Annotated in this window: 28 protein-coding genes; 9 read left to right on the top strand and 19 right to left on the bottom strand. The window is 35.9% G+C overall.

Annotated features, from left to right (window positions below; translation table 11 throughout):
• Window positions 1-60: 60 nt before the first annotated feature.
• From AB1444_01670 to AB1444_01650, 5 genes are all read right to left on the bottom strand, one after another.
• Window positions 61-696 carry a hypothetical protein gene (locus AB1444_01670; GenBank protein ID MEW6525359.1) on the bottom strand — a complete coding sequence of 212 codons (636 nt, stop codon included), beginning with the start codon at window positions 694-696 and terminating at the stop codon, window positions 61-63.
• On the bottom strand, window positions 671-1,282 hold the full coding sequence (locus tag AB1444_01665; GenBank protein ID MEW6525358.1) for a hypothetical protein: 612 nt from the start codon (window positions 1,280-1,282) through the stop codon (window positions 671-673). Before AB1444_01665 ends, AB1444_01670 begins: the two co-directional genes overlap by 26 nt.
• A gap of 58 nt (window positions 1,283-1,340) precedes the next feature.
• Window positions 1,341-2,072, bottom strand: a complete 732-nt coding sequence (locus AB1444_01660) for a hypothetical protein (protein MEW6525357.1) — start codon at window positions 2,070-2,072, stop codon at window positions 1,341-1,343.
• Window positions 2,073-2,364: 292 nt separating this feature from the next.
• Window positions 2,365-3,438 (bottom strand): MBL fold metallo-hydrolase, encoded by a 1,074-nt coding sequence (locus tag AB1444_01655; GenBank protein MEW6525356.1) that lies wholly within the window; start codon window positions 3,436-3,438, stop codon window positions 2,365-2,367.
• 28 nt (window positions 3,439-3,466) lie between these two features.
• Window positions 3,467-3,757 carry a hypothetical protein gene (locus tag AB1444_01650; GenBank protein ID MEW6525355.1) on the bottom strand — a complete coding sequence of 97 codons (291 nt, stop codon included), beginning with the start codon at window positions 3,755-3,757 and terminating at the stop codon, window positions 3,467-3,469.
• Window positions 3,758-3,879: 122 nt separating this feature from the next.
• Here AB1444_01650 and AB1444_01645 point away from each other — a divergent pair, with 122 nt between their 5' ends.
• The 9 genes from AB1444_01645 to AB1444_01605 all read left to right on the top strand — a co-directional run bounded on the left by AB1444_01645 (window position 3,880) and on the right by AB1444_01605 (window position 16,587).
• Complete coding sequence (locus AB1444_01645; protein ID MEW6525354.1) at window positions 3,880-4,821, top strand: hypothetical protein; 942 nt, start codon at window positions 3,880-3,882, stop codon at window positions 4,819-4,821.
• A 195-nt stretch (window positions 4,822-5,016) separates the two neighbouring features.
• Entirely contained in the window at window positions 5,017-5,775 is a 759-nt protein-coding gene (locus AB1444_01640; GenBank protein MEW6525353.1) for an SCP2 sterol-binding domain-containing protein, read from the top strand.
• A gap of 22 nt (window positions 5,776-5,797) precedes the next feature.
• Entirely contained in the window at window positions 5,798-7,099 is a 1,302-nt protein-coding gene (locus AB1444_01635; protein ID MEW6525352.1) for an aminotransferase class III-fold pyridoxal phosphate-dependent enzyme, read from the top strand.
• A 93-nt stretch (window positions 7,100-7,192) separates the two neighbouring features.
• The gene (locus AB1444_01630) at window positions 7,193-8,035 is read left to right on the top strand and encodes a transketolase (GenBank protein ID MEW6525351.1); all 843 of its coding nucleotides are present in this window, start codon (window positions 7,193-7,195) and stop codon (window positions 8,033-8,035) included.
• Window positions 8,036-8,050: 15 nt separating this feature from the next.
• A complete protein-coding gene (locus AB1444_01625) occupies window positions 8,051-9,064 on the top strand; it encodes a transketolase C-terminal domain-containing protein (GenBank protein MEW6525350.1) in 1,014 nt (337 codons plus the stop codon).
• A gap of 1 nt (window position 9,065) precedes the next feature.
• Complete coding sequence (locus tag AB1444_01620; GenBank protein MEW6525349.1) at window positions 9,066-9,842, top strand: hypothetical protein; 777 nt, start codon at window positions 9,066-9,068, stop codon at window positions 9,840-9,842.
• A gap of 92 nt (window positions 9,843-9,934) precedes the next feature.
• Window positions 9,935-10,447: a VOC family protein gene (locus tag AB1444_01615; protein MEW6525348.1), complete on the top strand. Its 513-nt coding sequence runs from the start codon at window positions 9,935-9,937 to the stop codon at window positions 10,445-10,447.
• A 305-nt stretch (window positions 10,448-10,752) separates the two neighbouring features.
• Window positions 10,753-11,910, top strand: coding sequence for a TMEM43 family protein (locus AB1444_01610; GenBank protein MEW6525347.1), 1,158 nt, complete (start codon window positions 10,753-10,755; stop codon window positions 11,908-11,910).
• A gap of 498 nt (window positions 11,911-12,408) precedes the next feature.
• Window positions 12,409-16,587, top strand: a complete 4,179-nt coding sequence (locus AB1444_01605) for an acyl-CoA dehydratase activase (GenBank protein ID MEW6525346.1) — start codon at window positions 12,409-12,411, stop codon at window positions 16,585-16,587.
• 19 nt (window positions 16,588-16,606) lie between these two features.
• Here the strand turns inward: AB1444_01605 and AB1444_01600 are convergent, their stop codons facing one another.
• The 14 genes from AB1444_01600 to AB1444_01535 all read right to left on the bottom strand — a co-directional run bounded on the left by AB1444_01600 (window position 16,607) and on the right by AB1444_01535 (window position 25,046).
• Window positions 16,607-16,741, bottom strand: coding sequence for a hypothetical protein (locus AB1444_01600; GenBank protein MEW6525345.1), 135 nt, complete (start codon window positions 16,739-16,741; stop codon window positions 16,607-16,609).
• Window positions 16,742-17,283: 542 nt separating this feature from the next.
• A complete protein-coding gene (locus AB1444_01595; protein ID MEW6525344.1) occupies window positions 17,284-17,508 on the bottom strand; it encodes a metal ABC transporter permease in 225 nt (74 codons plus the stop codon).
• Between the two features lie 93 nt (window positions 17,509-17,601).
• Window positions 17,602-18,660 (bottom strand): 4Fe-4S binding protein, encoded by a 1,059-nt coding sequence (locus AB1444_01590; GenBank protein MEW6525343.1) that lies wholly within the window; start codon window positions 18,658-18,660, stop codon window positions 17,602-17,604.
• 60 nt (window positions 18,661-18,720) lie between these two features.
• A complete protein-coding gene (locus AB1444_01585; GenBank protein ID MEW6525342.1) occupies window positions 18,721-18,861 on the bottom strand; it encodes a 4Fe-4S binding protein in 141 nt (46 codons plus the stop codon).
• Window positions 18,862-18,884: 23 nt separating this feature from the next.
• Window positions 18,885-19,151, bottom strand: coding sequence for a hypothetical protein (locus AB1444_01580; protein ID MEW6525341.1), 267 nt, complete (start codon window positions 19,149-19,151; stop codon window positions 18,885-18,887).
• The gene (locus AB1444_01575) at window positions 19,135-19,476 is read right to left on the bottom strand and encodes a NifB/NifX family molybdenum-iron cluster-binding protein (protein MEW6525340.1); all 342 of its coding nucleotides are present in this window, start codon (window positions 19,474-19,476) and stop codon (window positions 19,135-19,137) included. The genes AB1444_01580 and AB1444_01575 overlap by 17 nt, the downstream gene beginning before the upstream one ends.
• Before the next feature lies 1 nt (window position 19,477).
• A complete protein-coding gene (locus tag AB1444_01570) occupies window positions 19,478-20,359 on the bottom strand; it encodes an Mrp/NBP35 family ATP-binding protein (protein ID MEW6525339.1) in 882 nt (293 codons plus the stop codon).
• A gap of 11 nt (window positions 20,360-20,370) precedes the next feature.
• A complete protein-coding gene (locus AB1444_01565; protein MEW6525338.1) occupies window positions 20,371-21,246 on the bottom strand; it encodes an ATP-binding protein in 876 nt (291 codons plus the stop codon).
• On the bottom strand, window positions 21,246-22,088 hold the full coding sequence (locus tag AB1444_01560; protein MEW6525337.1) for an ATP-binding protein: 843 nt from the start codon (window positions 22,086-22,088) through the stop codon (window positions 21,246-21,248). The genes AB1444_01565 and AB1444_01560 overlap by 1 nt, the downstream gene beginning before the upstream one ends.
• A 16-nt stretch (window positions 22,089-22,104) precedes the next feature.
• Window positions 22,105-22,950 carry an MBL fold metallo-hydrolase gene (locus AB1444_01555; GenBank protein MEW6525336.1) on the bottom strand — a complete coding sequence of 282 codons (846 nt, stop codon included), beginning with the start codon at window positions 22,948-22,950 and terminating at the stop codon, window positions 22,105-22,107.
• A 413-nt stretch (window positions 22,951-23,363) separates the two neighbouring features.
• A complete protein-coding gene (locus AB1444_01550; GenBank protein MEW6525335.1) occupies window positions 23,364-23,705 on the bottom strand; it encodes a DUF5320 domain-containing protein in 342 nt (113 codons plus the stop codon).
• Between the two features lie 81 nt (window positions 23,706-23,786).
• Window positions 23,787-24,254 (bottom strand): hypothetical protein, encoded by a 468-nt coding sequence (locus AB1444_01545; protein ID MEW6525334.1) that lies wholly within the window; start codon window positions 24,252-24,254, stop codon window positions 23,787-23,789.
• A 35-nt stretch (window positions 24,255-24,289) separates the two neighbouring features.
• Window positions 24,290-24,649, bottom strand: coding sequence for a NifB/NifX family molybdenum-iron cluster-binding protein (locus AB1444_01540; protein MEW6525333.1), 360 nt, complete (start codon window positions 24,647-24,649; stop codon window positions 24,290-24,292).
• Window positions 24,618-25,046, bottom strand: coding sequence for a hypothetical protein (locus tag AB1444_01535; protein ID MEW6525332.1), 429 nt, complete (start codon window positions 25,044-25,046; stop codon window positions 24,618-24,620). Before AB1444_01535 ends, AB1444_01540 begins: the two co-directional genes overlap by 32 nt.
• Between the last annotated feature and the right edge of the window lie 52 nt (window positions 25,047-25,098).

Genomic DNA, 25,098 nt, shown 5'->3' with positions numbered 1-25,098 from the left:
AATTAGCCGGAGGTGCTTTTGATTGAAGAAAATTTTATAATATTTATTTTTATATAACGATTATTCAATTGGCAGCAATAAAGATTTTTTTAAAGGCAATTTGGTGCCAAATTTGGCTTCATATTCTTTGGCTATGGTATCATATTCATCAATTACCTCTATTTTTTTTATTCTAAAAAATTCGTCACGTGTATATTTTATTGTCCCAATATATATTGCCTTATCTTGATCAGAGATATTAAGTTTCCACCCTGCTGGTAAATAATGGAATATATAACTGTCAGTTATATCTGAATCATAACCCATAATAATATAACCATAATATAAATATATGGGTTTTCTTTTAATTTTAATAAAAAATGTTTTATCAAATTCAGTTGATATTGAATTGATAGATTCTTTCATACCTACTTCAAGTTTAGTGAGTGATGTTAATGTGTCTTGAAAATATATATTTATATTACCGGATTTCCCATAAACAGTATACATTGGGAGTGAATATGGTGTTTTCAATTCATCTTTAGAAAGTGAAGGTTCTAATATTATTTTACCTACTATCAGAACATCGTTTTTGCCAATACTATCAATTGAGGTAACACTTTTAGCAGTGGTACAGGCTGTTATAAACAAACTAAATGTTATTAATAATACAAAGAAAGAAAATTTAATTTTACAATTTAACCGTATCTTCTGCATTGATCCAGCTCCTTTCTTTTAAAGTTTTCTCTATTAAATGATACCATGGTGAACTTTTTCGTATTCTGTTTTTCAATATCCATTCTAATATTTCAGCAGGATTATCATCCTTAACTTTTTCCATATCAAATGTAGTTGGACTACCCATAAGTATCTTACTAACTGAATTTTTCTTTGGATCAATGATATATTTGTATGTTCCCATATAGTAAATTCCGGGTTTATTAATTCTAACCAGAAAAGGACCACTTCCATATGAAGGTAGAATATAATATTTACCGGGGTTACTGGTAATATAATCAAATAATGATTTTTGGTAGAACCAGATTGCTCTATACGATCCAGATTTTAAATTAGCCAACCAGAAATAACCAGATTGTTTATGGGTATCAGATTCATATTCTTTTGAATTTTTGGTATTAGGACACTCAATGAAATTTACATATTGCACACTTAAACTTTCAGTATCACTTATAATCCTTCCAAATATGAATGAATTATTTGATATATCCTTTTGCAAAGAAGTACATGCAAGCATTAAAGGAATAATGCTTACATAAAAAAATAATATAATTCTTTTAAGCATTAAAAAACCTCCCCTTAAAATAAAATTTTAATTAAAATTTGTTACAATGATTTTAATGTTAAATGAAAATAGATCCTATCTGGAAAACATAGCTGAAAGATATAGTAAATTCATTTTTTCTTGTTATAAAACCTCCTACACCTGCAACGTTATTGAAACCGCCTAGAAATGTTATATTATTCATATACCAATTGTAATAGCTATATACCAATGATATTATGCATGCGGTATTATCAGATATAGCGAATTTATTACCTAAACTTAAACCTATAGGCATTTCGTATGTTTGATAGGATGAGTTGTTTATTGTGGTAGTGCCATAACTGAAATATAATCCTGTAGTAAGACCTGCAAAATATTTATTTGTTTCACTTCCAAAAAGATCAAACCCAAAAGTTAGTAGATAACCTACTCTAGTTCCTTTTATTGAATTATTTGTGTCATCTAAGTAAATTGCAAACTTATAGTATTCTAATTTTAGATTAATTTTATTAAGATATTTAAAATCATCTCCATCATCTATTATAACACTTAAACCGTAATCACTGGACATTGCCCTTGTATTGTTTTTAATTCCTATTTCTTCTAAATCTTGAATGTGGGGTGAAGTATCAAAGATATCTTTTGGAAATTTATAATTTAAAAATGAATAAGAATATTGTCCTCCAATACCCAAATATGTTGCAGTAGCATGATTGCTAAACGTTAAAATAACAAAAAAGAGAGTGGAAAAAATTATTAAAAAATTAAAAATATAGGGGATTATTTTTTTTAAATATTTTTTAATCATACAATTCATTCCAAAATTTTTATTTTTAATTATAAATGTAATTTTTTTTTATTTATATCTAATTTGATTTTTAACGTATAAAAATAAAATAATTTTTGTCAATAATAATTTAAAAAAAAATTATTGAAATATGTTAGAATTGATTTTGTAGTTTAATATTAAACAAAAAGGATCCAAATAATATGGGTATGTATAAGATTCTTAAAAAAATAGCATCACACTCCCTCCTAAAAAAGTTTTTACTAAAAACATTTATCACAGGAATAGCACAAAGCCATAACAATAAATAGATTTATTTTTTTAATAATTTAATTTCCCCAATATCCATTATTAAAAACCGTTTTTGATCCAACCCTTTTGCAGTAATTTTTCTTTTAAGGTCAAGAGCCGGAAAACCTGGAGGCTCTTCGCCAAGAGCAAAGGTTCCCCATTGGGTGGGTATGAAATACTGTGCCCCCAAATCTTCAAACGCCATGAGTGCCTCATATACATCCATATGGGCATAGTGCATAAACCACCGTGGATGATAGGCAGTTGTTGGCAATAATGCATAATCAATATGAGGAAATTTCTTAGCATATTCGCGATAACCAATAAAATAGCCACTATCACCTGCAATATATATAGTAAGTTTGGGAGTGATCAACATATAGCTTGCCCATAGTGTACTATTGGTGGATTGTGTAACACGTTTGGACCAGTGCTGTTTAGGAAGCGCTACGATTTTAAATTTATTTTCCAATACAAATTCTTGCCACCAGTCAAGCTCTACGACATTATTTCTTCCCAATGAAATGAAATAATCCTTCAGGCCAAGCGGCACATAAAACATTGCTTCTTTGGGCAATTGCTTTATACTGTCTTCATCCAGATGATCATAATGGTTGTGAGTTATTATGACATGTATCTCATTTGTCAATTGTTTGAGTTCATTTATAGTTATTCCTGGCGGGGTTAAGCGTTTAGGCAGCAGTGCCCTTTCAGAAAATATTGGATCAATAATAAAATAAGTTCCATCAATTCTAATCAGGAAGGTATTGTGCCCAATCCACATAATAAAATCAGGATTTACAAGAGCATGTATCCTTTCTAACGGATTTGGTATAACCTGTGGTAAATAATTTTTTTCTTCATCAGTATATGAATATGAGTTATTAGAAAATTTCCATTTAAGAAAATGAAAAAAGCTTCTATCTTTCATGGGCATCCATGGATTAAAAAATTCCCCATTGTTATAATGGGGTGCATACAAAGAAGAAGTATCAGTATGTAATACCTGATTATGCCACACTTTTTCAGAAAACTGCTTATCAGATGTGGAACAAGAAAGGAATACTAGTAGCAGTAAAATGAGTATTTTTTTCATTGGTGTATTCGCATTGATAAAAATAAAATTAATTATAAAATGGCAAAAGCCTGTTATTTTTGATTATATTCTTCTCTGAAAAAATTTCAAGGGCATTTGCTATTTTATGTAAAAGTGATGTTTTATACACTATCTTTTCCTGCTGTAGATGCTTTAAAATAAGCTGTCGGTTAATAAATTGTAAGTCATAATGTATAGTAAATTTGGGATATCGGTACTCTATGGAATCAACACCTAACAGGCTTTGTATATTGATAATATGTTTTTCATTCAATGGTTTTATGCACTGAATTGTATATGTTCTTTTTGTTGATTTCATAACTATCTCCTACTATCTAAAAATTATTACTTGAACTATCCTGCATATAATATACAATAGAAACACCAAAATGTTACAAGTATTTTAGAAAAAACTTAAATATTTTTCTATGAGAGATAGTTATGAGTATAATCGATTATTTTGAAGCTACTGATTTCAATGATGAAAGCCTTGTAAAGATAAAGGGAAATAGAAAAATTTATGTGATATTTTCCACTTTTGGTGAGCGTGAGGCAGAACTTATATATCAAAAAATACGACTTATCGATACATTACAAAGTGTTGATGGTATATTCGTGTCTCACCGACGTCTCGATGATGATAAAGAAGAATTGACCGAGATAAAAGCTAAGGAAGCAAGCAGCAGAGCAAAGGTCATAGTTTGTAATGCAATTAATGTGCCAGATATGGGCCTTGAAAAAGGTAAGGGTGCCGACATGCGTAGATCCCTATATTATCTTATTACTGGATATAAGGCAGATATCCATAATACAGTTATAGTTTTTCTGGATGCTGATGTGGTTGCACACTATTTTGGAACACATTTTGTGTTAGGACTGGCTGGCGCAGTGTTGCAAGGGTATGATTTTGCCAAAGCAAGTTTTTGGCGGGAAATGGGCAGGGTAAAAAAGTATGTAGCACAACCTTTGTTTTCGGCGATAGTTCATAGTAATTTAGAACCACTGCGTAAATTAGCCTATCCATTAAGCGGGGAAGTTGCTGGTACGCTTTCCTTTTTTACAAAAGTGAGCTTCTGGCAGATGTATGGTGTTGAAACAGGAATAAATATAGATGCGGTGTTATCCAACTGTAAGGTTGCTGATGTTAATTTAGGTTTGTATGATCATGAACATCACGGCGATGTGAATATCCAGAAGATGTCGTTTGGTATTATCAGAACATTTTTGCTTCAATTAATTGAGCATGGATACATTGAACTAAAAAATGGTGCCGAAATAAGTGATATATTTCAGGCGCAGTATATTGATGAACATGGCAAGCGACAATCACTTGAGTTTGTTCTATATGAAAAAAAATATGTACCATTAATAACAATAATATAAAAAATAAAAATATTTTTTTTGTTGACATATTTTTTATATATTATATATGAGTAAGTACTCACTCATATATTATTTTGATAATTTGATAACTACAGTAATGTGAAATTTTTAGCACTATTAATCGGAGTGAAGTGAAGAATCAATATTGTAAATGAATTTTTCTAAATATATTTTATAATTAAAAGGAGGAAGAAAATGAATTATGATTTCATAAAATCACGGTTACATCTCTATGCTGTTTTACAAAATATTGAAGATCTTGTTCAGTATGATGAGGAAGCAAAAAAACTTATTAAAGACTGGAACGTAGTAATAAAATTCACTGTTAAGGGTAGCGGAAATGTAAATTTAATTTTTGAAAATGGAAAATGTATTGTTACAGATAGCACTGAAAAAAAACCTGATATTGTGTTATTTTTTACTTCACCTGCACATCTAAACAAAATGTTTGATGGCAAAGCAAATCCCATCCCATTAAAGGGTTTAACAAAACTTGGATTTTTAACAAAAGAATTTCCAAAACTCACTGAACGCTTAGAATACTATCTGAAGCCTGATGACAACAAATTGAAGGATAACAAGTTTGTTACAATAAATACCATCATGACGTTAAACACCGCTTTATTTGCACTGAAAGAATTACTACTTTTTGATCCCATTGGGAAACACATTGCAAAGAAAATCAAAGGAAGCATGGTGATGATGAATGTTGATAAAGGCCCTGCTGTGTATATTGAACAAAAGGACAACGGGTTTGAAGTGCATAAAGGCTACCATGAACAACCACTTGCAGTATTACAATTCAAATCAATGAAAATAGCCAATGATTTTTTAAATGGCAAGATGGATGCATTCAGTGCAATAGCTTCTGGTGCTGTTGCTACTAAAGGGCATATTGAATGGTTGGATGCAGTAAGTCCTGTTTTGGACAGGATTGCTTTATATTTAGTATAAAATCTTTTTATGAGGTGTTATTATGAAACTAGAAGCTAAAGGAACAACACAAAGTTCGGCAGCAAAAATAAAAAGTAAGACGTATACATATTCTAATTCGCAAAAATTATTTCAGCGTGCTTTAAAAGTTATACCGTGTGGTATTCCCGGGCATTTTAGTCCCGCGCCACTTGTTCCACCTACCATGTATCCCTTTTATGCTGAAAAGGCAAAGGGTTCGCGCTTTTGGGATATTGATGGTAATGAGTTTATTGATTATATGTGTGCATATGGTCCAATGGTGCTGGGGTATAATAATCCAAAAGTTGAAGCTGCGGCAAGCCAGCAAAGGCAAAAGGGCGATTGCATGTCAGCACCCGGTAAAATAATGGTGGATTTAGCTGAAATGTTATGTTCTACAATTGCTGGTGCCGACTGGGCTTTCTTTGCCAAAAATGGTGGTGATGTTACCAATTTAGCAATTATGATTGCCCGCGCTGCAACTGGCAGGAAAAAAATTGTCATGATAAAAGGCGGATATCATGGCGTTGCTCCCTGGATGCAGGGGTATGGTCACTATGGTGTAATAGAAGAAGATATTGCAAACATCATTGGTATAGAATGGAATAATGTTACACAGTTTGAAGAGGCAATTGCCGCCAATCCTAATGGTATTGCAGGGTTTATTGCCACACCATATCATCATCCAACATTTGCTGATAGTGAATTCCCTGCTACTGGCTACTGGCAGCGTATTCGCGAACTGTGTACCAAGCATGGCATAGTGCTTATTATTGATGATGTTCGTTGTGGGTTTAGACTTGATATGCGCGGCTCAGGAGCGTATTTTGGGTTTAAACCTGATTTAGCATGTTATTGTAAAGCTATTGCCAATGGTTATCCCATTTCAGCACTGGTTGGTGTTGATGCGCTACGGACTGTTGCTGCAAAGGTTTTTTACACAGGCAGTTACTGGTATCAGGCTGTACCTATGGCTGCCGCTCTAGCTACATTGAAAGAATTAAAAAGGATTAATGCTCCTGTACTTATGAATAAGATTGGCAAAAAACTTTTCGATGGTATGGTTAAAATATGCGGACAGTATGGTTATGATTTGAAAGTTACCGGCGCATATTCCATGCCGTATGTCCGCATTACCAATGATCCAAGCAATATTCTGCATCAGGAATGGTGTGCTGAGTGTACAGCCCGTGGTGCTTATTTTACTTCGCATCACAATTGGTTTGTATCAGCCGCACACACAGATAAGGATATTCAGAAGACGTGGAATATCGTTGATGATGTATGCCAATTGTTGAAGAAGAAATATGGTGAAAAATATTAATGCTTGCAATTGTACCATGAATGGGGTTATCTTAGCAGTAACTATCGCCCATAAGAATTTTATGAAAAATTACTGTAAACAAGGAGGATATATATGCCGTTAAGCCAGCAGGAATTAAAACAGCTCAATGAAAAAGCATGTCAGATACGAAAGGACACTATTGACACTGTATATTGGGCAGGTGGTGGACATGTGGGTGGCTCGTTAAGTTTTACCGAAATTATGGTTATTCTTTACTATAAGTATTTAAATATTGATCCCAAAAATCCACAATGGCCTGACAGAGATAGGGTTGTACTGAGCAAGGGACATGCGGGGGTGGGATATGCACCAATTTTAGCTGATAAGGGCTATTTCCCAAAAGAGCTTTTGAAAGAATATAATCACACCGGTTCAATATTGGGAATGCATTTAGATGGCAACAAGGTGCCGGGTGTTGATGTATCCACTGGTTCATTAGGGCATGGTTTGCCAATAGCGGTGGGGTTGGCAATAGGTGCACGCTTGCAGAATAAATCCTGGCTCACATATTGTATAATGGGAGACGGTGAGTGTGATGAGGGCTCGGTGTGGGAAGCTGCAATGGCTGCCGCACACTATAAGGTTACTAATTTGGTAACTATCGTTGACCGCAACAGAATGATGATAGATGGCCCAACGGAAGAGGTTATGCGCCTTGAACCATTTGCTGATAAGTGGAAAGCTTTTGGCTGGATTGTGAAAGAAGTTGATGGACATGATTTTAATCAATTAGCTGATGCAATTGAATATGCACAGAAGGAAGATAAAGCACCGGTTGTTATAATTGCGCATACAATTAAAGGCAAGTGTGTGGATTTTATGGAAGATAAATATGAATGGCACTATGGTGGACTGGATAGTGAAAAGGTTGAACTTGCCAAAGCTTGTATAGACAAACATTATTGTGAAATGTAAATAAGGAGGAAAACAATGGCTGCTGATGGATTAACATATACTATCGTTGACACTGCCAATATGTCAACTGCTGAAATTTATGGTAAGGTTTTATGTGACTTAGCTGAAAAACATAATGATATTGTGGGACTTTCAGCAGATTTAGCCAAGTCCACAAAGATTGGCCAGTTTGCGGCAAAGTTTCCAAACAGATTTTTTAATGCAGGTATTGCTGAGCAGAATATGTTTGGCATGGCTGCGGGGCTTGCAAAATCAGGGCTTACTCCGTTTGTATCCACATTTGCGGTATTTGCATCACTTCGTGCTGCTGAGCAGGTGCGTACTGATATTTGTTATCCAAAGCTTAATGTAAAGATTATTGCCACCCATGCGGGGACATCGTTTGGGCAGGCAGGTACCACTCATCATTGCACCGAAGATTTAGCGGTAATGCGTTCATTTGCAAATATGGTGGTGATAGCCCCGGCAGATGGTATTGAAACTGCAAATGCGGTTATTGCTGCGTATGAATACAAAGGTCCAGTGTATATACGAATCAATCGCGGCTTTGACCCATTTTTGTACGAAAAGTCTGATTATGGTTTCCAGATAGGTAAAGCAGTACAGCTTAAAGATGGTACTGATATCACAATTATAGCATGTGGTGCTGCTGCGTATAATGCCTACCATGCTGCTGGTATTCTTGAAAAAGATGATGGATTGAGTGTGCGGGTTCTCAACATGCATACTATAAAGCCTATAGATGAAGAGGCAATACTTAAAGCGGTTATGGAAACACGGCGAATTGTGACATTTGAAGACCACAATATCTATGGTGGATTGGGAAGTGCAGTTGCTGAAGTTATAGTAAAAAGCGGGAAAGCCTGTGCATTTGAATCGGTTGGCATACCTGATGAATATGCAATCATTGGACTGCCTGAAGATTTACAAAACTACTATGGCTTTGATCAGAATAAGATTATTGAAAAAGTACGGCAGATTATGGGCAAGGATTTTGAACAAACTGAAGACTGGGAAGACGAGGTGTAATATGGCAACCCAGAACGAATTGTTTGCATCAACAATTTTTCTAAAAGCCGCATTGCCACTTATTAAAGTAATACTGGAATACAGACCAAAGATGGCTGCAAAGTACAAAGGTTTAAATGGTGTGGTGCAGTTTATTGCAAAGGATGATGCTGGCGATATTGGTGCATATCTGCAGTTTATTGATGGTGTTCTGGATGTAAAGTATGGCATTCATGAAAAACCAGATATAGTCTTTACATTTAAGGATGTAAAGACTATGAATGCATTTTTTGCCGGCAAGCCAGCAGTGCCATCAATAAAAGGCTTAACTAAATTTAAACTGTTAATGAAAGCAGTGAATTTATTACTGGCACTTAAGATCATTGGCAGGAAAACCCCACCAAAAAAGAAAGAAGACCGTGAGCTTATGGTACGGCTTATGCTTTATTTGCTGCCACTTGGAATAAGCCAGCTTAACAAAGCCGGTCATCCTGAGATATCAAAATTTTGTAAAAAAAGCCCCGACAGAACTTTTGCATGGTCGGTAACCGGAACTGATATAGCTTCGTATCTGCGCATGAAGGCAGGGAATTCTAAGGCAGGGAGGGGCAAATATACTCGTTCTAAACCATTTGTGGAATTTAAATTTGATAGCGTTGATGGTGCATTAGGTATTTTATTACAAACCACTGATATGATAGAAGCCTCAATAAATCGTGTCCTTGTTATTGAAGGTTCACCGGAATATGGCAAAGAGATAGGTTCATTCATGAATACGGTTGGACAATTAGCATCATAACGTTGCAATATTCTTTTGTAATGCAGGCTGCCAGTCAAAGGCAACCTGCATTGTTGTAAATAAAAAAACGTATATTATCAATGGGAGGTATCATGAAGGTAAAATCATTAAGCCATGTTGGAATTACGGTAAGTAATTTTGAAAAAGCAGTAAAATGGTATTGGGAAATGTTCAGGTTCCCACTGGTTGCTGAGGAAACTATGGATGAAAAACAGGTTGAAGCATTGTATAGCCTTTATGGCTTGAAAAATACAAAATTACGTCTTGGCTTTTTGCGTACACCAGGTGGTGCGGTGCTTGAAATATTTGAATTTACTCCTGCTATCCCTTCTGATAAGGTATGCTGGAATAAAATTGGTTTAACACATATTACCCTGGATGTACGGAATGTGAAGAAATGGTATAAAAAGCTAAAAGATAAAGGTGTAACATTTTTATGCCAGCCACAGAAAACTGGCCCCAATGAATGGGTGTTTATGCAGGATATGGATGGTAATCTTATTGAGCTTATTGATTTAAAATTTAACTATATTGCATTGCGTTATTTAGGGGCGATAGTTGCCCCATTGTTACGCAAACTACAGTTTGGGAAGTATTATAAGTAAAATTACTGATGCATTACATAATTACGTTACTATAATTTTTGTTTAAGAAGTACTGCATATAATTTTTATAAAATGAATAGCGGTATACCTGCTAAAAAAATAAAAGATATTTTTTTATATAGATTTCAACTTTTCACTTCTCAAATAATTTACAAAATATAAAATAATATTTTCTATTGACATCCATCGTGAATTTGAGTTATAATCTTTGGTGAAAATGTTACTGTTATAGTACAATATTTCCATACCTTTAAAAATTTATAAAAACTATAACAGATACATAATTATATTATGGAGGTTGACCTATGACAGATAGAGAAAGCTTTACTGAAGTTACCAAAACTTCCTGGTTGCAACGTTTAGGCCAATCAATAAAAAGTGTAGGTGTTGGTTTTTTATTATTCCTGGTAGCATTTCCTGTCTTATGGAAAAATGAAGGTTGTGCTGTGAAAATTGCTCAAGGGTTATCACAAGGAGCTAGTGAAGTAATTTCATTGCCCCAACCTAAAGTAGATCCTGCAAATAATGGCAAGTTGATTTATTTTTTTGGTGATGCAGCAACTGATGATTTGTTGACTGATACATTATTAGGGGTAAGTGAAAAAGCAATAAAAATGGTCCGTAAGGTACAAATGTATCAGTGGAAAGAAATAACAAAAAGTAAAACAGAAAAAAAATTAGGAGGATCAACTGAGACAACCACCGAATATACTTATGAAAAAGTATGGTCTGAAAATATAATTGATTCATCTTCTTTCAGATATCCCGAAGGGCATAATAATCCACGATCAATGGAGATACCAGCACAAGAGTTTGTGGCAAAGAATGTTAGAGTAGGTGATTTTGTGTTAAACGAAGAATTAATAAAACAGATTCAAGGTGAAGAGATAATAGCACTCGATGAATCAAAGATAGATAGAGCATTTGTCGGTAGAGCAAAAAAGATAAAAAATGAAATATATATTGGCAACGATCCAAACAACCCACAAATTGGTGATTTGAAAATTATGTGTACTATAGTTCGTTCACCACAGAAGGTTTCAGTCATTGCACAACAACAGAGTAATTATCTAACTCCTTTTTTAACGAAAACAAAAACAACAATACAGATGATCAATACTGGTATTGTAAGTGCAGAAATGATGTTTCAGCAGGCTCAAGAAAGCAATACAATACGCACCTGGTTAGTGCGATTATTAGGCTTTGGATTGATGTTTATAGGTTTGATGATGATATTTAAGCCTTTAGTTACATTGGGTGACGTGGTTCCCTTTATAGGGAGTGTATTGCATTTTGGAACAGGGGTTGTTTCATTTGTTGTTGCATTAGCTCTATCATTAATTGTTATTGCAATTGCATGGATTGCTGTGCGCCCAATTCTTGCTATTATTCTGTTAGTAGCTGGTATGGCAATATTTATTGCATTTAAGCTGTTGGGTAATAAAAAACCTCAGGCCACATAATTAATGAGCTTCAATTTTATTTTTGAGTTGTAATAGAAAGTATACGTACATTTTTATGGGGGCTTCTCAAAAGATACCTCTTTTCAATGACTTTTGCCCTCCTGTCATTGCGAGGAACCCTAGTGACGAAGCAATCCCATAGTTGCGAGCGTCTCAGGCACCTGGCAATCTCATCTCATGCGGGATTGAGATTGCTTCACTACGACAAGCTTAGGGCAGGCGCTTCGACAGGTGGTTACTGTGCCTGTCGAAGTATGGTTACTGGGCTTGTATAAGCACGGTTGCTGAGCTTGTCGATATGCTCAGTGCAAGCGCTACGCTCGCAATAACTTTGCACCTGCGTCATTGAGAGCTCCATTGTTTGTTTTAAGACAGCCCCATTTTTATTTTTTAAATTTTTGTTGATTATTTTGAAGCAGAGTGTATAATTATCTCAGTAAACATATTATAGATAAATGTCATATTTATTATTGTCATACAAATAGAGAGGTGAATACTATGGAGAAGAATCATGACAGTGCTGTTAATTATTATATTGGTATTGATGCAGGTTCAACTGCTCTTTCAATTGTCATACTGGATGAAAATAAAAACATTATTGATACATACTATACATATCATCATGGCAGGATTAAGGATACTATCGAACACTATTTACTTGAAAAACAAATAACAAAAGTAGCAGGTATAGCCATAACTTCATCAACATCACAAGTGTTGAAAGCTTCAATTGTCAATACACAGGTAGCCTATGTTCAGACAGCTAAGGAGTATATGCCCCATGTTAGAACAATGGTTATCATTGGGGGTGAAAAGTTTGGTGTGATTGAATTTGATGAATATGGCAATTATTCGCAATACCGGGGAAACACAAGTTGTGCTGCGGGTACAGGTGGCTTTTTAGATCAGCAAGCACGGCGATTGCAGCTTGAAGGTTCACACCAGCTTTCAGAGTTAGCGCTCAAGAATTACGGTGATATACCCAAAATAGCATCACGCTGTGCGGTATTTGCAAAGACTGACCTTATCCATGTGCAGCAGGAAGGTTACAGTATTTATGAAATTTGTGATGGCCTGTGTTCTGGTCTTGCAAGAAATATTGCCGATACATTGTTTGCAAGTAAAAAGCCTTTGGAGCCTATAGCAATAGTAGGTGGTGTGTCATTGAATAAGGCAGTTATTAAACACTTAGAATCAATTCTTAATACAAACGTTTTAGTGCCGGAGTTATCGCACCTGTATGGTAGTTTAGGTGCTGCACTGTGGGCTGTTTCCAATGCGCAAGATGAAGAGGTAGCAATTGAATTTGCGCATACAAATGAGCACAAAGAATACCACTATGATACATTAGATATAATTTTGAGCCAGTATCCTGATTTTGCTGGCAAGGAATCATATATTTTTAAATCAAGGCACGAAGTTGAAGTTGATATCTATACAACATTTATGCCCCACACTGAGGCTTTTATTGGCATTGATATTGGTTCTACAAGCACCAAAATGGCAGTGATCGATAGTTCCGGTACTATGCTGGCTGGTTTCTATACCCGTACTGCCGGAAAACCACTTGAAGCAGTGCAATCATTGTTTGAAGCGCTTGATAGCTATGTACAGCGTAATAGTGTTACGTTAACCATTAAAGGAGCAGCCACTACCGGTTCAGGGCGAAAGTTTATAGGAACGCTCATTGGTGCCGATGTAATCCTTGATGAAATTTCTGCGCATGCAAAAGCAGCAGTTGCGCTACATCCTGATGTTGATACAATTATTGAAATTGGTGGACAGGATTCAAAGTTTACCATGCTGAAAAATGGTAATGTGGTATTTTCGCAGATGAACAATGTGTGCGCCGCCGGAACCGGAAGCTTTATTGAAGAGCAGGCATATAAATTAGGTTGTCCCCTTTCTGAATATGCTCACAGGGCGTTGGGTAAACAGTCGCCAGTTGCAAGTGATCGTTGCACTGTATTTATGGAGCGCGATATCAACTACCTTATGAGTAAAGGCTATTCAACTGATGAATTGCTTGCAACAGTGCTGCATTCGGTAGTGGAAAATTATTTATCAAAGGTTTCGGGCGAGGCAAAGATTGGTAAGTTAGTGTGCTTTCAAGGTGCCACAGCAAAAAACAAGGCACTGGTAGCAGCGTTTGAACAGCGATTGCAAAAGCCAATATTTGTTTCAAAGTATTGCCATTTAACCGGTGCACTGGGTTGCGCACTTGAAGTGATGGAAACATATACCGGAAAGACAAAATTTCGTGGCATAGACTTATATAAAAAAGACATACCTATTAAAAATGAAGTATGCAATCTATGCACCAATCACTGCAAACTTAAAGTAGCTACTATTGATAATGAGGTTGTTGCATTTGGATTTTTATGTGGCAGGGATTATCATTATAAAAAGTTTGTCAGCAAAACAAAAGGCATATTTGATTTTGTAAAAGAACGAAAAAAGATTGTATTTACGTCAACCAAACATACAACAGCAACAGTAGGAATACCAGCAGCACTTCACTTAGTAGATGAGATTGACCTGTGGATTGATTTCTTTACCCGTTTGGGTGTTAGTGTTACCACCAGCATGGATTGCCCCGATCCGGTAGCTACCGGCAAGCGTTTAGCACAGGCGGAATTCTGTGCACCTATGGCAGCTTTTCATGGTCATATTGCATATCTTGCTGATAAATGTGATTACATCTTTACCCCATTTTATATAGAAAAGGATGCACCACAAGAGGCGCGCAGGCAGTATTGTTATTATACACAATTTGCGCCTGCATTGGGTCATCTTGTGCCTGAAGCTTCTTCAAAGGTACTATCGCCTGTACTTAATTATGAAATACAGCCACTGCAAAGTAGAATGGCATTATTTAATTCATGTAAAAAGATGAACATTGATGCTAATTACCTTGAAATCATGATGGCTTTTGAGCAGGCACTGACAGCGTATAAGGAAAAAAGCAAAAAACTACTGAAAGTGGGTACTCAATTTTTGAAGTCACACAAGGGCATGGCTGTGGTTTTGCTTGGCAGGCCGTATAATGTATTACCTGAGTCAATGAATAAATCCATACCTTCAATGTTTGTGAATTTAGGGATGCCAGTGTTATATCAGGATATGATTGAGTATTCCAGGAAGGATGTTGAAGAAATTGACGATTTGCTTAAAGCATTTCACTGGTATTATGCTTCAAAAGTAATTGAAACAGCACATGTCATTGCCAAAAAGGATGGGTTATATCCTGTGCTGGTTACATCGTTTAAATGTGCACCTGATTCGTTTGTGATGGAATACTTTAAACGTATCATGGATAAAGCAGGCAAACCGTATTTAATTTTGCAGCTTGATGAGCATGATTCAACCGTTGGGTATGAAACGCGCATTGAAGCGGCAATCCGTTCGTTTAAAAATCATTACACATCAAAAACTTCACCAGTGACACATCTCCATGTTGTTCCTTCAATTACACGGGAATCATTACACGGTAAAACAGTGTTGCTGCCAAACTGGGATATGATGGCAGCACGTCTTTTAAGGGCAAATTTGCAGCGTGAAGGCATTGATGCGCATATACTTTATGAAGATGATGCGCTTATTGCAAAAGGCACACGAACCAATACTGGGCAATGTATTCCTTTAAACATCATTGCGTATGAATACATTGATTATGTAGAAAAGCATAATTTAGATCCTGCTAAAACAATATTGTGGATGGCTGATTCTGAAATTGCGTGTAATATTCGTATGTATCCGTATTTTATAAAAAGTATTTTTGATAGTTATGGCAAAGGATTTGAACATACACGAGTGTTTGTGGGCGATATCTCATTTAAGGAAGTTTCAATTAAAGCAGCTATTTACAGTTATTTTGCTTTTATGTTTAGCGGATTGCTGCGAAGAGTAGGGTGCCATTTCAGACCATATGAATGCATTCATGGTTCCACTGATAAAGCTATTGAGCAAACCATGAACGAGTTTGAGCAAGCTTTCAGGGATGAAATGGAATGGTCAGATGCACTGGGTACTATGGTTAAACGATTCAATGCAATAAAGGTTAAACGCACTAATCGTCCCAAAGTGGCAATATTTGGCGACCTGTATGTTCGTGACAACGATGTTATGAATCAAAACCTTATAGCTTTTATTGAAAAACATGGCGGTGAGGTTATCACAACACCGTATAATTACTATGCCAAGATGATAGCCAATCCGTATTTTAAAAAATGGTTCAGGGAAGGAAAATATGGGGCGATAGTTACCGGTAAAACATTGCTGACAGCAGTTGAACGTATGGAAAAGAAATACTACAGTTATTTTGAAACTCTGCTGAATGAGCCAAATCCAGTATATACTGTAGACTTTGAAAAAGTATTATCACAGTTTGGCGTAACCATGTATCATACCGGCGAATCGTTTGATAATCTTATCAAGATATTTTCGCTTTTGCAGCATTATCCTGATATTAAGCTGTTTGTACAAACAAGCCCTGCATTTTGTTGCCCATCCCTTATAACTGAAGCAATGGCGCATAAGATTTATGAGGTGACTGGTGTGCCGGTGGTAAGCTTAACGTATGATGGTACTGGTAGCTTTAAAAATGATGCTGTTGTGCCGTATTTAACACTCATCAAAGATACCGCACAACAAAAACAAGAAAGGAAGTTGTCATAGTTACACGTGTAGTATTGATTTATCCTGGATTTAGTATGTGTAATTTTTCCTTTTTGGCAGCGGTAACAAGCCTGTTATCGCTGCACACAAAATAATCAATAGTGTCTTTAATTACAAGTGCTGAAGATAATTGTATTGATTCAAGAGTTTTCAAACTGTGATGCATAATTAGATATTTTGAAAGTTTAATAACAGATTCATTGATGTCAATAATTGTAAAATACTGTAAATATGTTTCAATTTTCTTATGTAAAAGTAAAAAAAATCTTGTTTATCAATCTGTTTATCGTGAAGCAGTCTATGTAATGTTGAAAAAGCTTCAATTTCAGTTATAATTGAAATATAGATATATCACATTGTGTAGGTTTTCTTTTACGAACGATAATGAAATCATTCCCTTCTTCAACTTTATCAATGTATTCTTTAGATTTGTATCTAAAATCAGTATATTTTATATATTTTTTATATATTGCATAATAATTCCACAATATTTTACAATTTGGGGCTGTCTTAAAAGACATCTTCTGCAATGACTTTTGCCATACTGTCATTGCGAGGAACGAAGTGACGAAGCAATCTTGTCTCCTGTGGTATTTAGATTGCTTCACTACGCTCGCAATGACTTTGCACCCGCGTCATTGAGAACTCCACGGATTGTTTAGGGACACCCCATTATCAAAATAGTCAAATATAAAATTATATCTTCAATCCAAATATATTAACACCCATTGCAGCAATGGTATGTACTGTAACAAGTGTGTATCCAGTAGGTAAATCAAATGTATAGGATAAACATATAGCAATAATGTTAATAATTGTGCCTGCAATCCAGGCAACTATAAGTGGATACTTTATAGGTAATGATAGCGCGATCATTGCTGGTGAAAGCAATAGAGCAAACACAATAAGTACACCAGCCAATTTAACCGTTATTTAATAAATTTTTATTTCATATTAGAAAATAATAAACAATAATGTGTTACTATTGTCAATATATTAATACGCACATATGCATCATTTTGGTAAAATTCCACGCTGTTTTGCCATTTCCATCATCTGTTCGCCGCTGGTTTTTGGTGGTATTTTTTTATCTTCTGATTTTTGTACAAGTTTTATGGCTTCATTAGGGCACGCTAAGACACACAGTCCACATCCTATACAACGATCTAAATTTACATGGGCAGTATCAGTAATTTCTATTGCATCCATCTGGCACATATCAACACAACTACCACAAGATGTGCAGTTATCGTTTGTTTGTGCAAAATAGTTTGAAAAAACCATCTCAGCAGGCTTTGGAAATCGCTTAATTGATAGCAATACGGCGCAACAGTCGCCACAGCAACTGCACATACCAGCAGGGTTTTGTGCGGTTCCTGGCTGTGTTACCATTCCATGCTTTTGCGCATTTTTCACAATTGCTATCGCTTCATCTGCACTTATCTTTCTTCCTAAATTATTGTCTATATAATATTCGGCCATTGAACCAAACATAAGACAGGTTTCCATTGGTTTATCGCAACCTTTGCCAATAATCTTTTTTTCCTTACGACATATACAATCTGCAACGGCTATCACAGGGGCCTGCTTAATTATTGAAACAGCATCTTCAAAGGGCGCAACAGTGCTTTTTGTTTCAATTGATTCATTTACTGGAATGGGGCGCAAAAACATATTGGTACTTTTTGCTACTGCTTTTGATAATCCTTCTTCATAATATTGCTCCAATAATAGGGCCAGGTCTTTGCTTAACCTCTTAACCTGAAATTCAAATAAGCCATGAATAAATGGTATGGCCCCATACTTAGATACACCATCTTTTGTTTTTTTAAATAAAAGCCCGCGTTTTACCATATCTTCAAGATGTGATGACAGTTCTTGTAGCTTGCGCCCGGTGCGGGTAGCAATGCTTTCTGTAGTTTCAAGCATGGGCGATAGTTCTAAGAAAAGCTTTGCATCCTCCTCTGAAAATAGCTTTTTTAATATCGTTATTTCTATCTTTGACTGTGTTTCAGGAAAACCCAATGAGTACATATCAAGGCGTTTTTGCAATGCGGTGTATATATCTTCCATTTTAGTCCTCCTTGAAAAAATAAAGTATAGGACAACATTCAAATAACACCGTTATGTTCGTCAAATTAATTTTTTAATAACTCTAAAAGTATTAATACGGTAGCATAACAATACAGATGAGATAATAAGATGCAGGAAAAAGTTAGGACATATGCGTTCACACTGTTTGCAACCGGTACAGAGAGTATTATCAACAATAATCGTATACAGCTCTATTTATCATATTATATAATTCTAAGAGCAGGTTTCCCGGCATCATCAACATACACTTCGCATACTGCAGGGACTATACCAGTTAGCCTTTCATCAGAAGCTCTTAACTTTTTAAAATCAGTGGTTTGTATAAAATCGTATAAAAGCTGATACTGCTCCTGAAGATTTTTGTCTTCAGTTTCAGATTGTAACATTGCATCAAGAAGCTTTTGCAATGCTTCCTTTGCAGCAGTCTCAATACAATGTTCATTGAGTATAAGTTTAATGGTCACACACATTGGCGCCTGTTTTAAGTTTTCCCTGTAAATAATCATTGACTAACATATCTGGATCAGTGCCTTCCACTCCTGTTATGGCAATAACCTTTTGCTCTTCAAAAAGCTGGCGTGCACGTGTTCCCATGCCACCTGCAAGAATACATGTTGCACCTTTGTCTGCTAAAAAGCGCGGTAATAGTCCTGGCTGATGAGGTGGTGCAGGTATCTCTTCTTTTTTTATGATGTTTTTATTTGTTTCATCGATATCATATAAAGCAAACTTATCACAGTGGCCAAAATGTAGCGAAAAGATATTGTCCTGGGTTAATGGAACTGCAATCTTCATGTTATTTCTCCTTTTGATTGATTATTTTTAATAATGCTGTTATTATTTCTTCAAAATGCTTTTGTGAAGCAGTTGCGTTGACCGTAGCTGACTGGGCAAATGGTCTTCCTGCATCACTGTTTTCCACAATGAAAGGGTCTAATGGTATAGTTCCTAAAAATGGTACATTCATCTCAGTAGCTATCTCACTACCGCCACCTTTTCTGAATATATATGTTTCTTTTCCGCAGTGAGGACATACAAATCCACTCATGTTTTCCACGACACCTAAAACCGGTATGTTGAGTTTATGGCAAAAAGTTATGGATTTTTTTACATCGATAGTTGAAACATTCTGTGGTGTTGTCACAATAACTGCACCAGTTGGATTTTTTACTAACTGTGCAACTGAAAGAGGCTCATCGCCGGTTCCGGGTGGGGAATCAATGATAAGATAATCAAGCTCTCCCCATTGTACATCAGATAAAAACTGTTTGATAAGATTATATTTTAATGGACCACGCCAAATTATAGCTTCTTTTGTATCCGGCAGCATAAACCCAACCGATATAACTTTTAGAAAGTCATTGTATGCAACAGGTACTATTGTATTATGCTCAGTTGCCTGTAATGCTGCTTTTTCTATACCCAGAAGTGTTGGCACGCTTGGTCCATGAATATCAATATCTAAAAGACCGGTTTTAAATTTTCTGGATGCAAGTGCTACAGCTAAATTTGTGGCAACAGTGCTTTTACCAACACCACCTTTACCTGATAAAACCAGTATCGTATGTTTTATTTTATTCAGATTTTCCTGCAACCGCAATTCTTCATTAATTTCCGCAGCGGTTTTATTATCCATTCCTGGTTTTACAGCATGAGATTTTGATTCTTTAGAAAACATTAAATGCCCTCCTATAAATTCAGTAATTGTGAAATTCTTTCCCATAAACTTTTTATAGCCTGTGATGCAACAGAATTGGGATATTCAACAATCGTTTTCCCTGCTATCTGCGCTTTTACAAAATCCATATCCAATGGTATTGTACCAATTACTGCAATATCAAACTTTGAGCAAATTTCCTTAATTTTTTCTATATTGTCTGATGATATAGTAGATTTATTAATACACACTGAAGCATTAATTCTAAAATGTTTGGTTAACTGTATTATTCTTTCCAAATCATGCATGCCACTTAATGTAGGTTCGGTAACAATAAGAACATGGGATACTCCTGTAATAGATGAAATGACAGGGCAACCAATGCCCGGTGGACCATCAATGATAATAAGATTGTAATTATCTTCTTCTGCAATTGATTTTGCCTTTTCACGCAATTCGGAAACTAATTTACCGGAGTTGCCTTGGCCAACACCCATCTTTGCAAAAAGAAATGGCTGATCGTCAGATTGTGAAATCACTACAGTGCCTGATTGATTGTCTACCATATCAATTGCTTCATAAGGGCACATCATTGTGCACACTGCACACCCCTCACAAAGCACGGGCTCAACGACATAAAAATCTTTGATTGCATTGAATCTGCAATAAATGACGCAATCGCCACACCCTCTGCATCGGTCCTGAGATATGACAGCTTTTTTTTCCCCCAAAAAAGGGATCTCCTCTATAATAGTGTGAGGAAGCACAAGAGGCATATTTGAAGCATCAACATCACAATCAACCACAATGCGCTGTTTTGCCAGTTTAGCAAATGATGCAGCAATGCTTGTTTTACCGGTACCACCTTTACCGCTTACTATCGCCAACTGTTTAATAGTGTTAGTCATTATTGTACTTTTTCCTTAATATAACGCATTATTGCTTCAAATTTATCCTGATATTTTGTAAGCATATACTCAATGCAATTGCCCTGTGCACATGAGCGTGCAACATCAACATCGTGAGGGATAACCGCTAAAACTGGTATATTTTCTTTTTCTAAAAAACTAAATAACGGTTTATATTCTTCAACCAAATTGTTTATAACCACTGCACAGGGAATATTTAAAGTTTTTGCCACGTCATATGCCAGAACAGCATCATGAAAACCAAAGGGTGTTGGTTCTACTACAATAATAATAAGGTCGTTTCCTTGCATAGAATGAACAACCGGACAGGATGAACCCGGCGGGGCATCAACAATACGAAATGTTGCGTTATAATGTTCTTTTTTTACTTCATCTATTAACGGAATTGCCATGTGCTCTCCAATGTTTAAAATACCACCAGCATAATGCAGGTTACCATTAACACCAACTTCAACCGTTCCAACAGAACGTTTTACTTCTTTTATTGCCTTTTCAGGACATACCAGATAACATCCACCACACGAATGGCATAACTCAGGAAGCACTAATGGTTTTCCTTTAATGAGTACTATTGCATTGTATTGGCACATCTTTTCACATCTACCACAACCTGTACACAAGTCCATATCAACTTGGGGAATTAAAACATCAACATCAAACGTTCTGCTAACTGGAATATTTAAAAATATGTTTGCGTCAGGTTCTTCCACATCACAATCTAACAATGCAGTAGGAAATTGTTGTGCGAAATAATATGCCAGAGTTGTAGATATTGTAGTTTTACCGGTACCACCTTTACCGCTGGCAATAGCAATTTTCATGTAACTATCTCCAAAACTAAAATTCAAATGAAACGCCACACGTTGCGTTAATTAATGAATCCCCAAACTCCTGTTGCATAATGCAAGCAACCTTAAATCCAGTACAGTGTGATGTGCCAATCTTTTTAACTTTAAATTCTTTTAACGTATGAATTGCTTTTTTGATATAATCATCCGGTGCGCTTTCTAAATGAGTGCCACCAATCACAGCATGAAATTCTTTATACCCGGTTTGTTTGGCTATGTCATGAAGTATATCTACAATACCCGCGTGTGCACATCCCAGGAGCACAACAGGACCTGATTCTGTGTCAATGACAAGCGAACAATCATCATTGAAGATATCATCTTTTATTGTACCATCAGGAAGTTTGACTTTTAAGCGTTCATCAAAACCTTGCCAGCTTTGCGGACGATTAATTTCGGCGATAGCTCTGAAAGAGTTGGTTATTGCTGTTAATCCCGATATTGGTTGAAAAACTGCTCCTGCCTTTTCATATTCTTCTTTTGATGCTCTGACCCCTATAGGTGCTTCCAGTGTTTGATTGCCCAAGGGAATAACAGCAACTTTGTTGGTAAATACATCTGGATGGGCATACACATTGATTTTTCTGTTTATGGATTGCAATACCTGTAAAAGTCCACCAGTGTGGTCGTAATGTCCGTGACTTAATATAATTCTTTGAATGGCTGTAATATCTTTTCCCAATGTTTTTAGGTTTTGCAAAATACCAAGTCCCTGACCGGTATCAAATAGTGTGGTATCATCTGATTCAATGAGAATAGAAAGCCCATGTTCTCCAATTAAAGGGAACGGAGTTGCAATGCTATTTTCACAAAGTATTGTAATTTTTGTTTTCATTGTTTTTTCCTTTTTTTAATGTTTAATGATTATTTAATGATCAAATTATCAATAAGATTTCTGATTCGCTCCACACTTACTAATGACTAATAACACAGTCATTCCAGGCCTGACCTGGAACCTCTATATTACACTGTCATTTCGAGCGTAGCGAGAAATCTTTGCTTATCATTTTAAGATTTCTCTTCACTCCGTTCGTCGAAATGACAAATCGCTTCACACTTACTAAATGACTAATAACACAGTCATTTCGAGCGTAGCGAGAAATCTTTGCTTATCATTTTAAGATTTCTCCTCACTTGGTTCGTCGAAATGACAAATTGCTTCACTCCTTCAAAATAAGATTGCACTTCGTTTGTCAAAATAACATTATAAGGGCATCAGGAAGCAATGCCCCATGTAATAAATAAATTTTATTCACCTTCTTTTTCCAGTTCTGCTAAGCGTTTGTTCAAATCCTCAATGGTTTTACTTAAAAATTCAACCTGCTTTTTTAAAAATGATTTTTCATCATCTTTAGAATACTGATAGTATGGTGCATTGTTGCCAAAACGCATCCAGCCCGGTAAACCCGTTGCATAGAACCAGTGACGGAAACCCCGTCCTCTGCCACCAAAACCTCTGTTAAAACAAAATGCACCAGATCTACCAGTTGGATTGGCATATCCTGGCATACCGTATCCAGCGCAAAACCCTGCACCACGTCCTGTCATAGGGCCGGCACCATAAGGACCTGTTCTATCTCCACAGGGTATAGTGTTACCTCCTTTTAGAAATAGTAATGTAATGCAATAAAGCTTTTAACTAATAACTATCGCACATAATTACTTTTGGTGTTAACCAAATACCATTGCCTTTTTTAAAATCAACATTCGTTCTTGGTACAAACGTTCAGCCAATCGCAAATGCGATGCAATACGTGTATACTGTTCAATAATATGCGTATCAACCTGAGAACAGGAAAGGTTATCGATTATATCACCGCATTCCTGTGCCAGTCGTTCAATTTTTTCTTCAATCATTTTCAGCCTATCTTCATCGGACTGATCCAGTCCTTCAAATTTAAAATGTGCAACAGGTTGTTTATTAATTTCCTGTTCAAACTTTTCCAGTCGCTTATGAATTGTTTCAATTTCAGAGAACAATTTTTCTTTTCCATGAGTTTGTGCTTCTTGAAGACAATGTAAATTTTTCTCATGAAGTTTTTTTATGCACTGAAGCATCCGTTGGCGCATTGTTTTGTCTGCTTCCTGTACATTTTGTGTATATCCTGTAAAACCATTATGTAATGTTGATTGATTCATAGGCTCACCTCCTTTACAATAAATATAAAAAATTATTACCAGTGACTCTCAACAATAGCTTCAGTTGCTTTTACCAATTTTCCAGCTTTGTACTCAGCAATTGCCTGTGATACCAGCATACTATCGCATACATACACTTCCACTCCTGACGAACGTAAAATTGAATATGCTTTTGGTCCTACGTTTGTAGCAATAAGAACTTCTGCACCATTATCTATCACATTCTTTGCAGATTGTATTCCAGCACCCTGCGTTGATTGAACACTCTGCTTATTCTCTATCCATGTATAGCTTCCTGTATCAGAATCATACACAATGAATCCTTTTGCTCTTCCAAAATGTTCATCCACTTGGCTGTCTAAACTATTCTGTTGTGCCGGTATTGCTATCTTCATAATGATTACTCCTTTGATGTAATTTCCATCCACGCCTGTGGCGCCTGCAAGTTTGTCCTTTTGTTACATAGTGCATGCATTTGTAAGCTAATGTTCCATTGATGTACTGTGCTACCACTTCCTCAACGCTGCCATTGAGCCACGAATATAGCTTAATTTCCCTATCAAGAATAAACCTGGCCAGCACATCGCTTAAAGCTCCGCATAATAACACGGTTACTCCCATTTCTTTAAGTCGCTCAATCCTTATAAACGGACTTTGTTCATCAATATCAATCACTGTGCGTTCTGAAATAGCATTTTCATTCAATGTTAAAACGACAAACCTGCGTGCCTCATCCAAAAGTGGCGATAGTCGGTCCTGAAACACTGGTAATGCAACAATTACGTTCTTCATACTAAATGAAGAAGCATAAATTGTGCCAAAATTATATGATTTTGGAGTTTGC

This window comes from Spirochaetota bacterium (assembly GCA_040756435.1).
Classification (GTDB): domain Bacteria; phylum Spirochaetota; class UBA4802; order UBA4802; family UB4802; genus UBA4802.
Note: the sequence above shows the minus strand (reverse complement) of the source record. Positions and strands in the feature narration are given on the sequence as shown.

Bases quoted from the DNA above. Each gene is read 5' to 3' on its own strand.
- AB1444_01575 (MEW6525340.1), bottom strand. From the start codon at position 19,476: ATGAAGATTGCAGTTCCATTAACCCAGGACAATATCTTTTCGCTACAT.
- AB1444_01650 (MEW6525355.1), bottom strand. From the start codon at position 3,757: ATGAAATCAACAAAAAGAACATATACAATTCAGTGCATAAAACCATTG.
- AB1444_01625 (MEW6525350.1), top strand. From the start codon at position 8,051: ATGGCTGCTGATGGATTAACATATACTATCGTTGACACTGCCAATATG.
- AB1444_01540 (MEW6525333.1), bottom strand. From the start codon at position 24,649: ATGAAGATAGCAATACCGGCACAACAGAATAGTTTAGACAGCCAAGTG.
- AB1444_01615 (MEW6525348.1), top strand. From the start codon at position 9,935: ATGAAGGTAAAATCATTAAGCCATGTTGGAATTACGGTAAGTAATTTT.
- AB1444_01640 (MEW6525353.1), top strand. From the start codon at position 5,017: ATGAATTATGATTTCATAAAATCACGGTTACATCTCTATGCTGTTTTA.
- AB1444_01545 (MEW6525334.1), bottom strand. From the start codon at position 24,254: ATGAATCAATCAACATTACATAATGGTTTTACAGGATATACACAAAAT.
- AB1444_01555 (MEW6525336.1), bottom strand. From the start codon at position 22,950: ATGAAAACAAAAATTACAATACTTTGTGAAAATAGCATTGCAACTCCG.
- AB1444_01560 (MEW6525337.1), bottom strand. From the start codon at position 22,088: ATGAAAATTGCTATTGCCAGCGGTAAAGGTGGTACCGGTAAAACTACA.
- AB1444_01605 (MEW6525346.1), top strand. From the start codon at position 12,409: ATGGAGAAGAATCATGACAGTGCTGTTAATTATTATATTGGTATTGAT.
- AB1444_01620 (MEW6525349.1), top strand. From the start codon at position 9,066: ATGGCAACCCAGAACGAATTGTTTGCATCAACAATTTTTCTAAAAGCC.
- AB1444_01665 (MEW6525358.1), bottom strand. From the start codon at position 1,282: ATGCTTAAAAGAATTATATTATTTTTTTATGTAAGCATTATTCCTTTA.
- AB1444_01535 (MEW6525332.1), bottom strand. From the start codon at position 25,046: ATGAAGAACGTAATTGTTGCATTACCAGTGTTTCAGGACCGACTATCG.
- AB1444_01610 (MEW6525347.1), top strand. From the start codon at position 10,753: ATGACAGATAGAGAAAGCTTTACTGAAGTTACCAAAACTTCCTGGTTG.
- AB1444_01635 (MEW6525352.1), top strand. From the start codon at position 5,798: ATGAAACTAGAAGCTAAAGGAACAACACAAAGTTCGGCAGCAAAAATA.
- AB1444_01590 (MEW6525343.1), bottom strand. From the start codon at position 18,660: ATGGAAGATATATACACCGCATTGCAAAAACGCCTTGATATGTACTCA.
- AB1444_01580 (MEW6525341.1), bottom strand. From the start codon at position 19,151: ATGTGTGTGACCATTAAACTTATACTCAATGAACATTGTATTGAGACT.
- AB1444_01670 (MEW6525359.1), bottom strand. From the start codon at position 696: ATGCAGAAGATACGGTTAAATTGTAAAATTAAATTTTCTTTCTTTGTA.
- AB1444_01645 (MEW6525354.1), top strand. From the start codon at position 3,880: ATGAGTATAATCGATTATTTTGAAGCTACTGATTTCAATGATGAAAGC.
- AB1444_01655 (MEW6525356.1), bottom strand. From the start codon at position 3,438: ATGAAAAAAATACTCATTTTACTGCTACTAGTATTCCTTTCTTGTTCC.
- AB1444_01660 (MEW6525357.1), bottom strand. From the start codon at position 2,072: ATGATTAAAAAATATTTAAAAAAAATAATCCCCTATATTTTTAATTTT.
- AB1444_01630 (MEW6525351.1), top strand. From the start codon at position 7,193: ATGCCGTTAAGCCAGCAGGAATTAAAACAGCTCAATGAAAAAGCATGT.
- AB1444_01570 (MEW6525339.1), bottom strand. From the start codon at position 20,359: ATGTTTTCTAAAGAATCAAAATCTCATGCTGTAAAACCAGGAATGGAT.
- AB1444_01565 (MEW6525338.1), bottom strand. From the start codon at position 21,246: ATGACTAACACTATTAAACAGTTGGCGATAGTAAGCGGTAAAGGTGGT.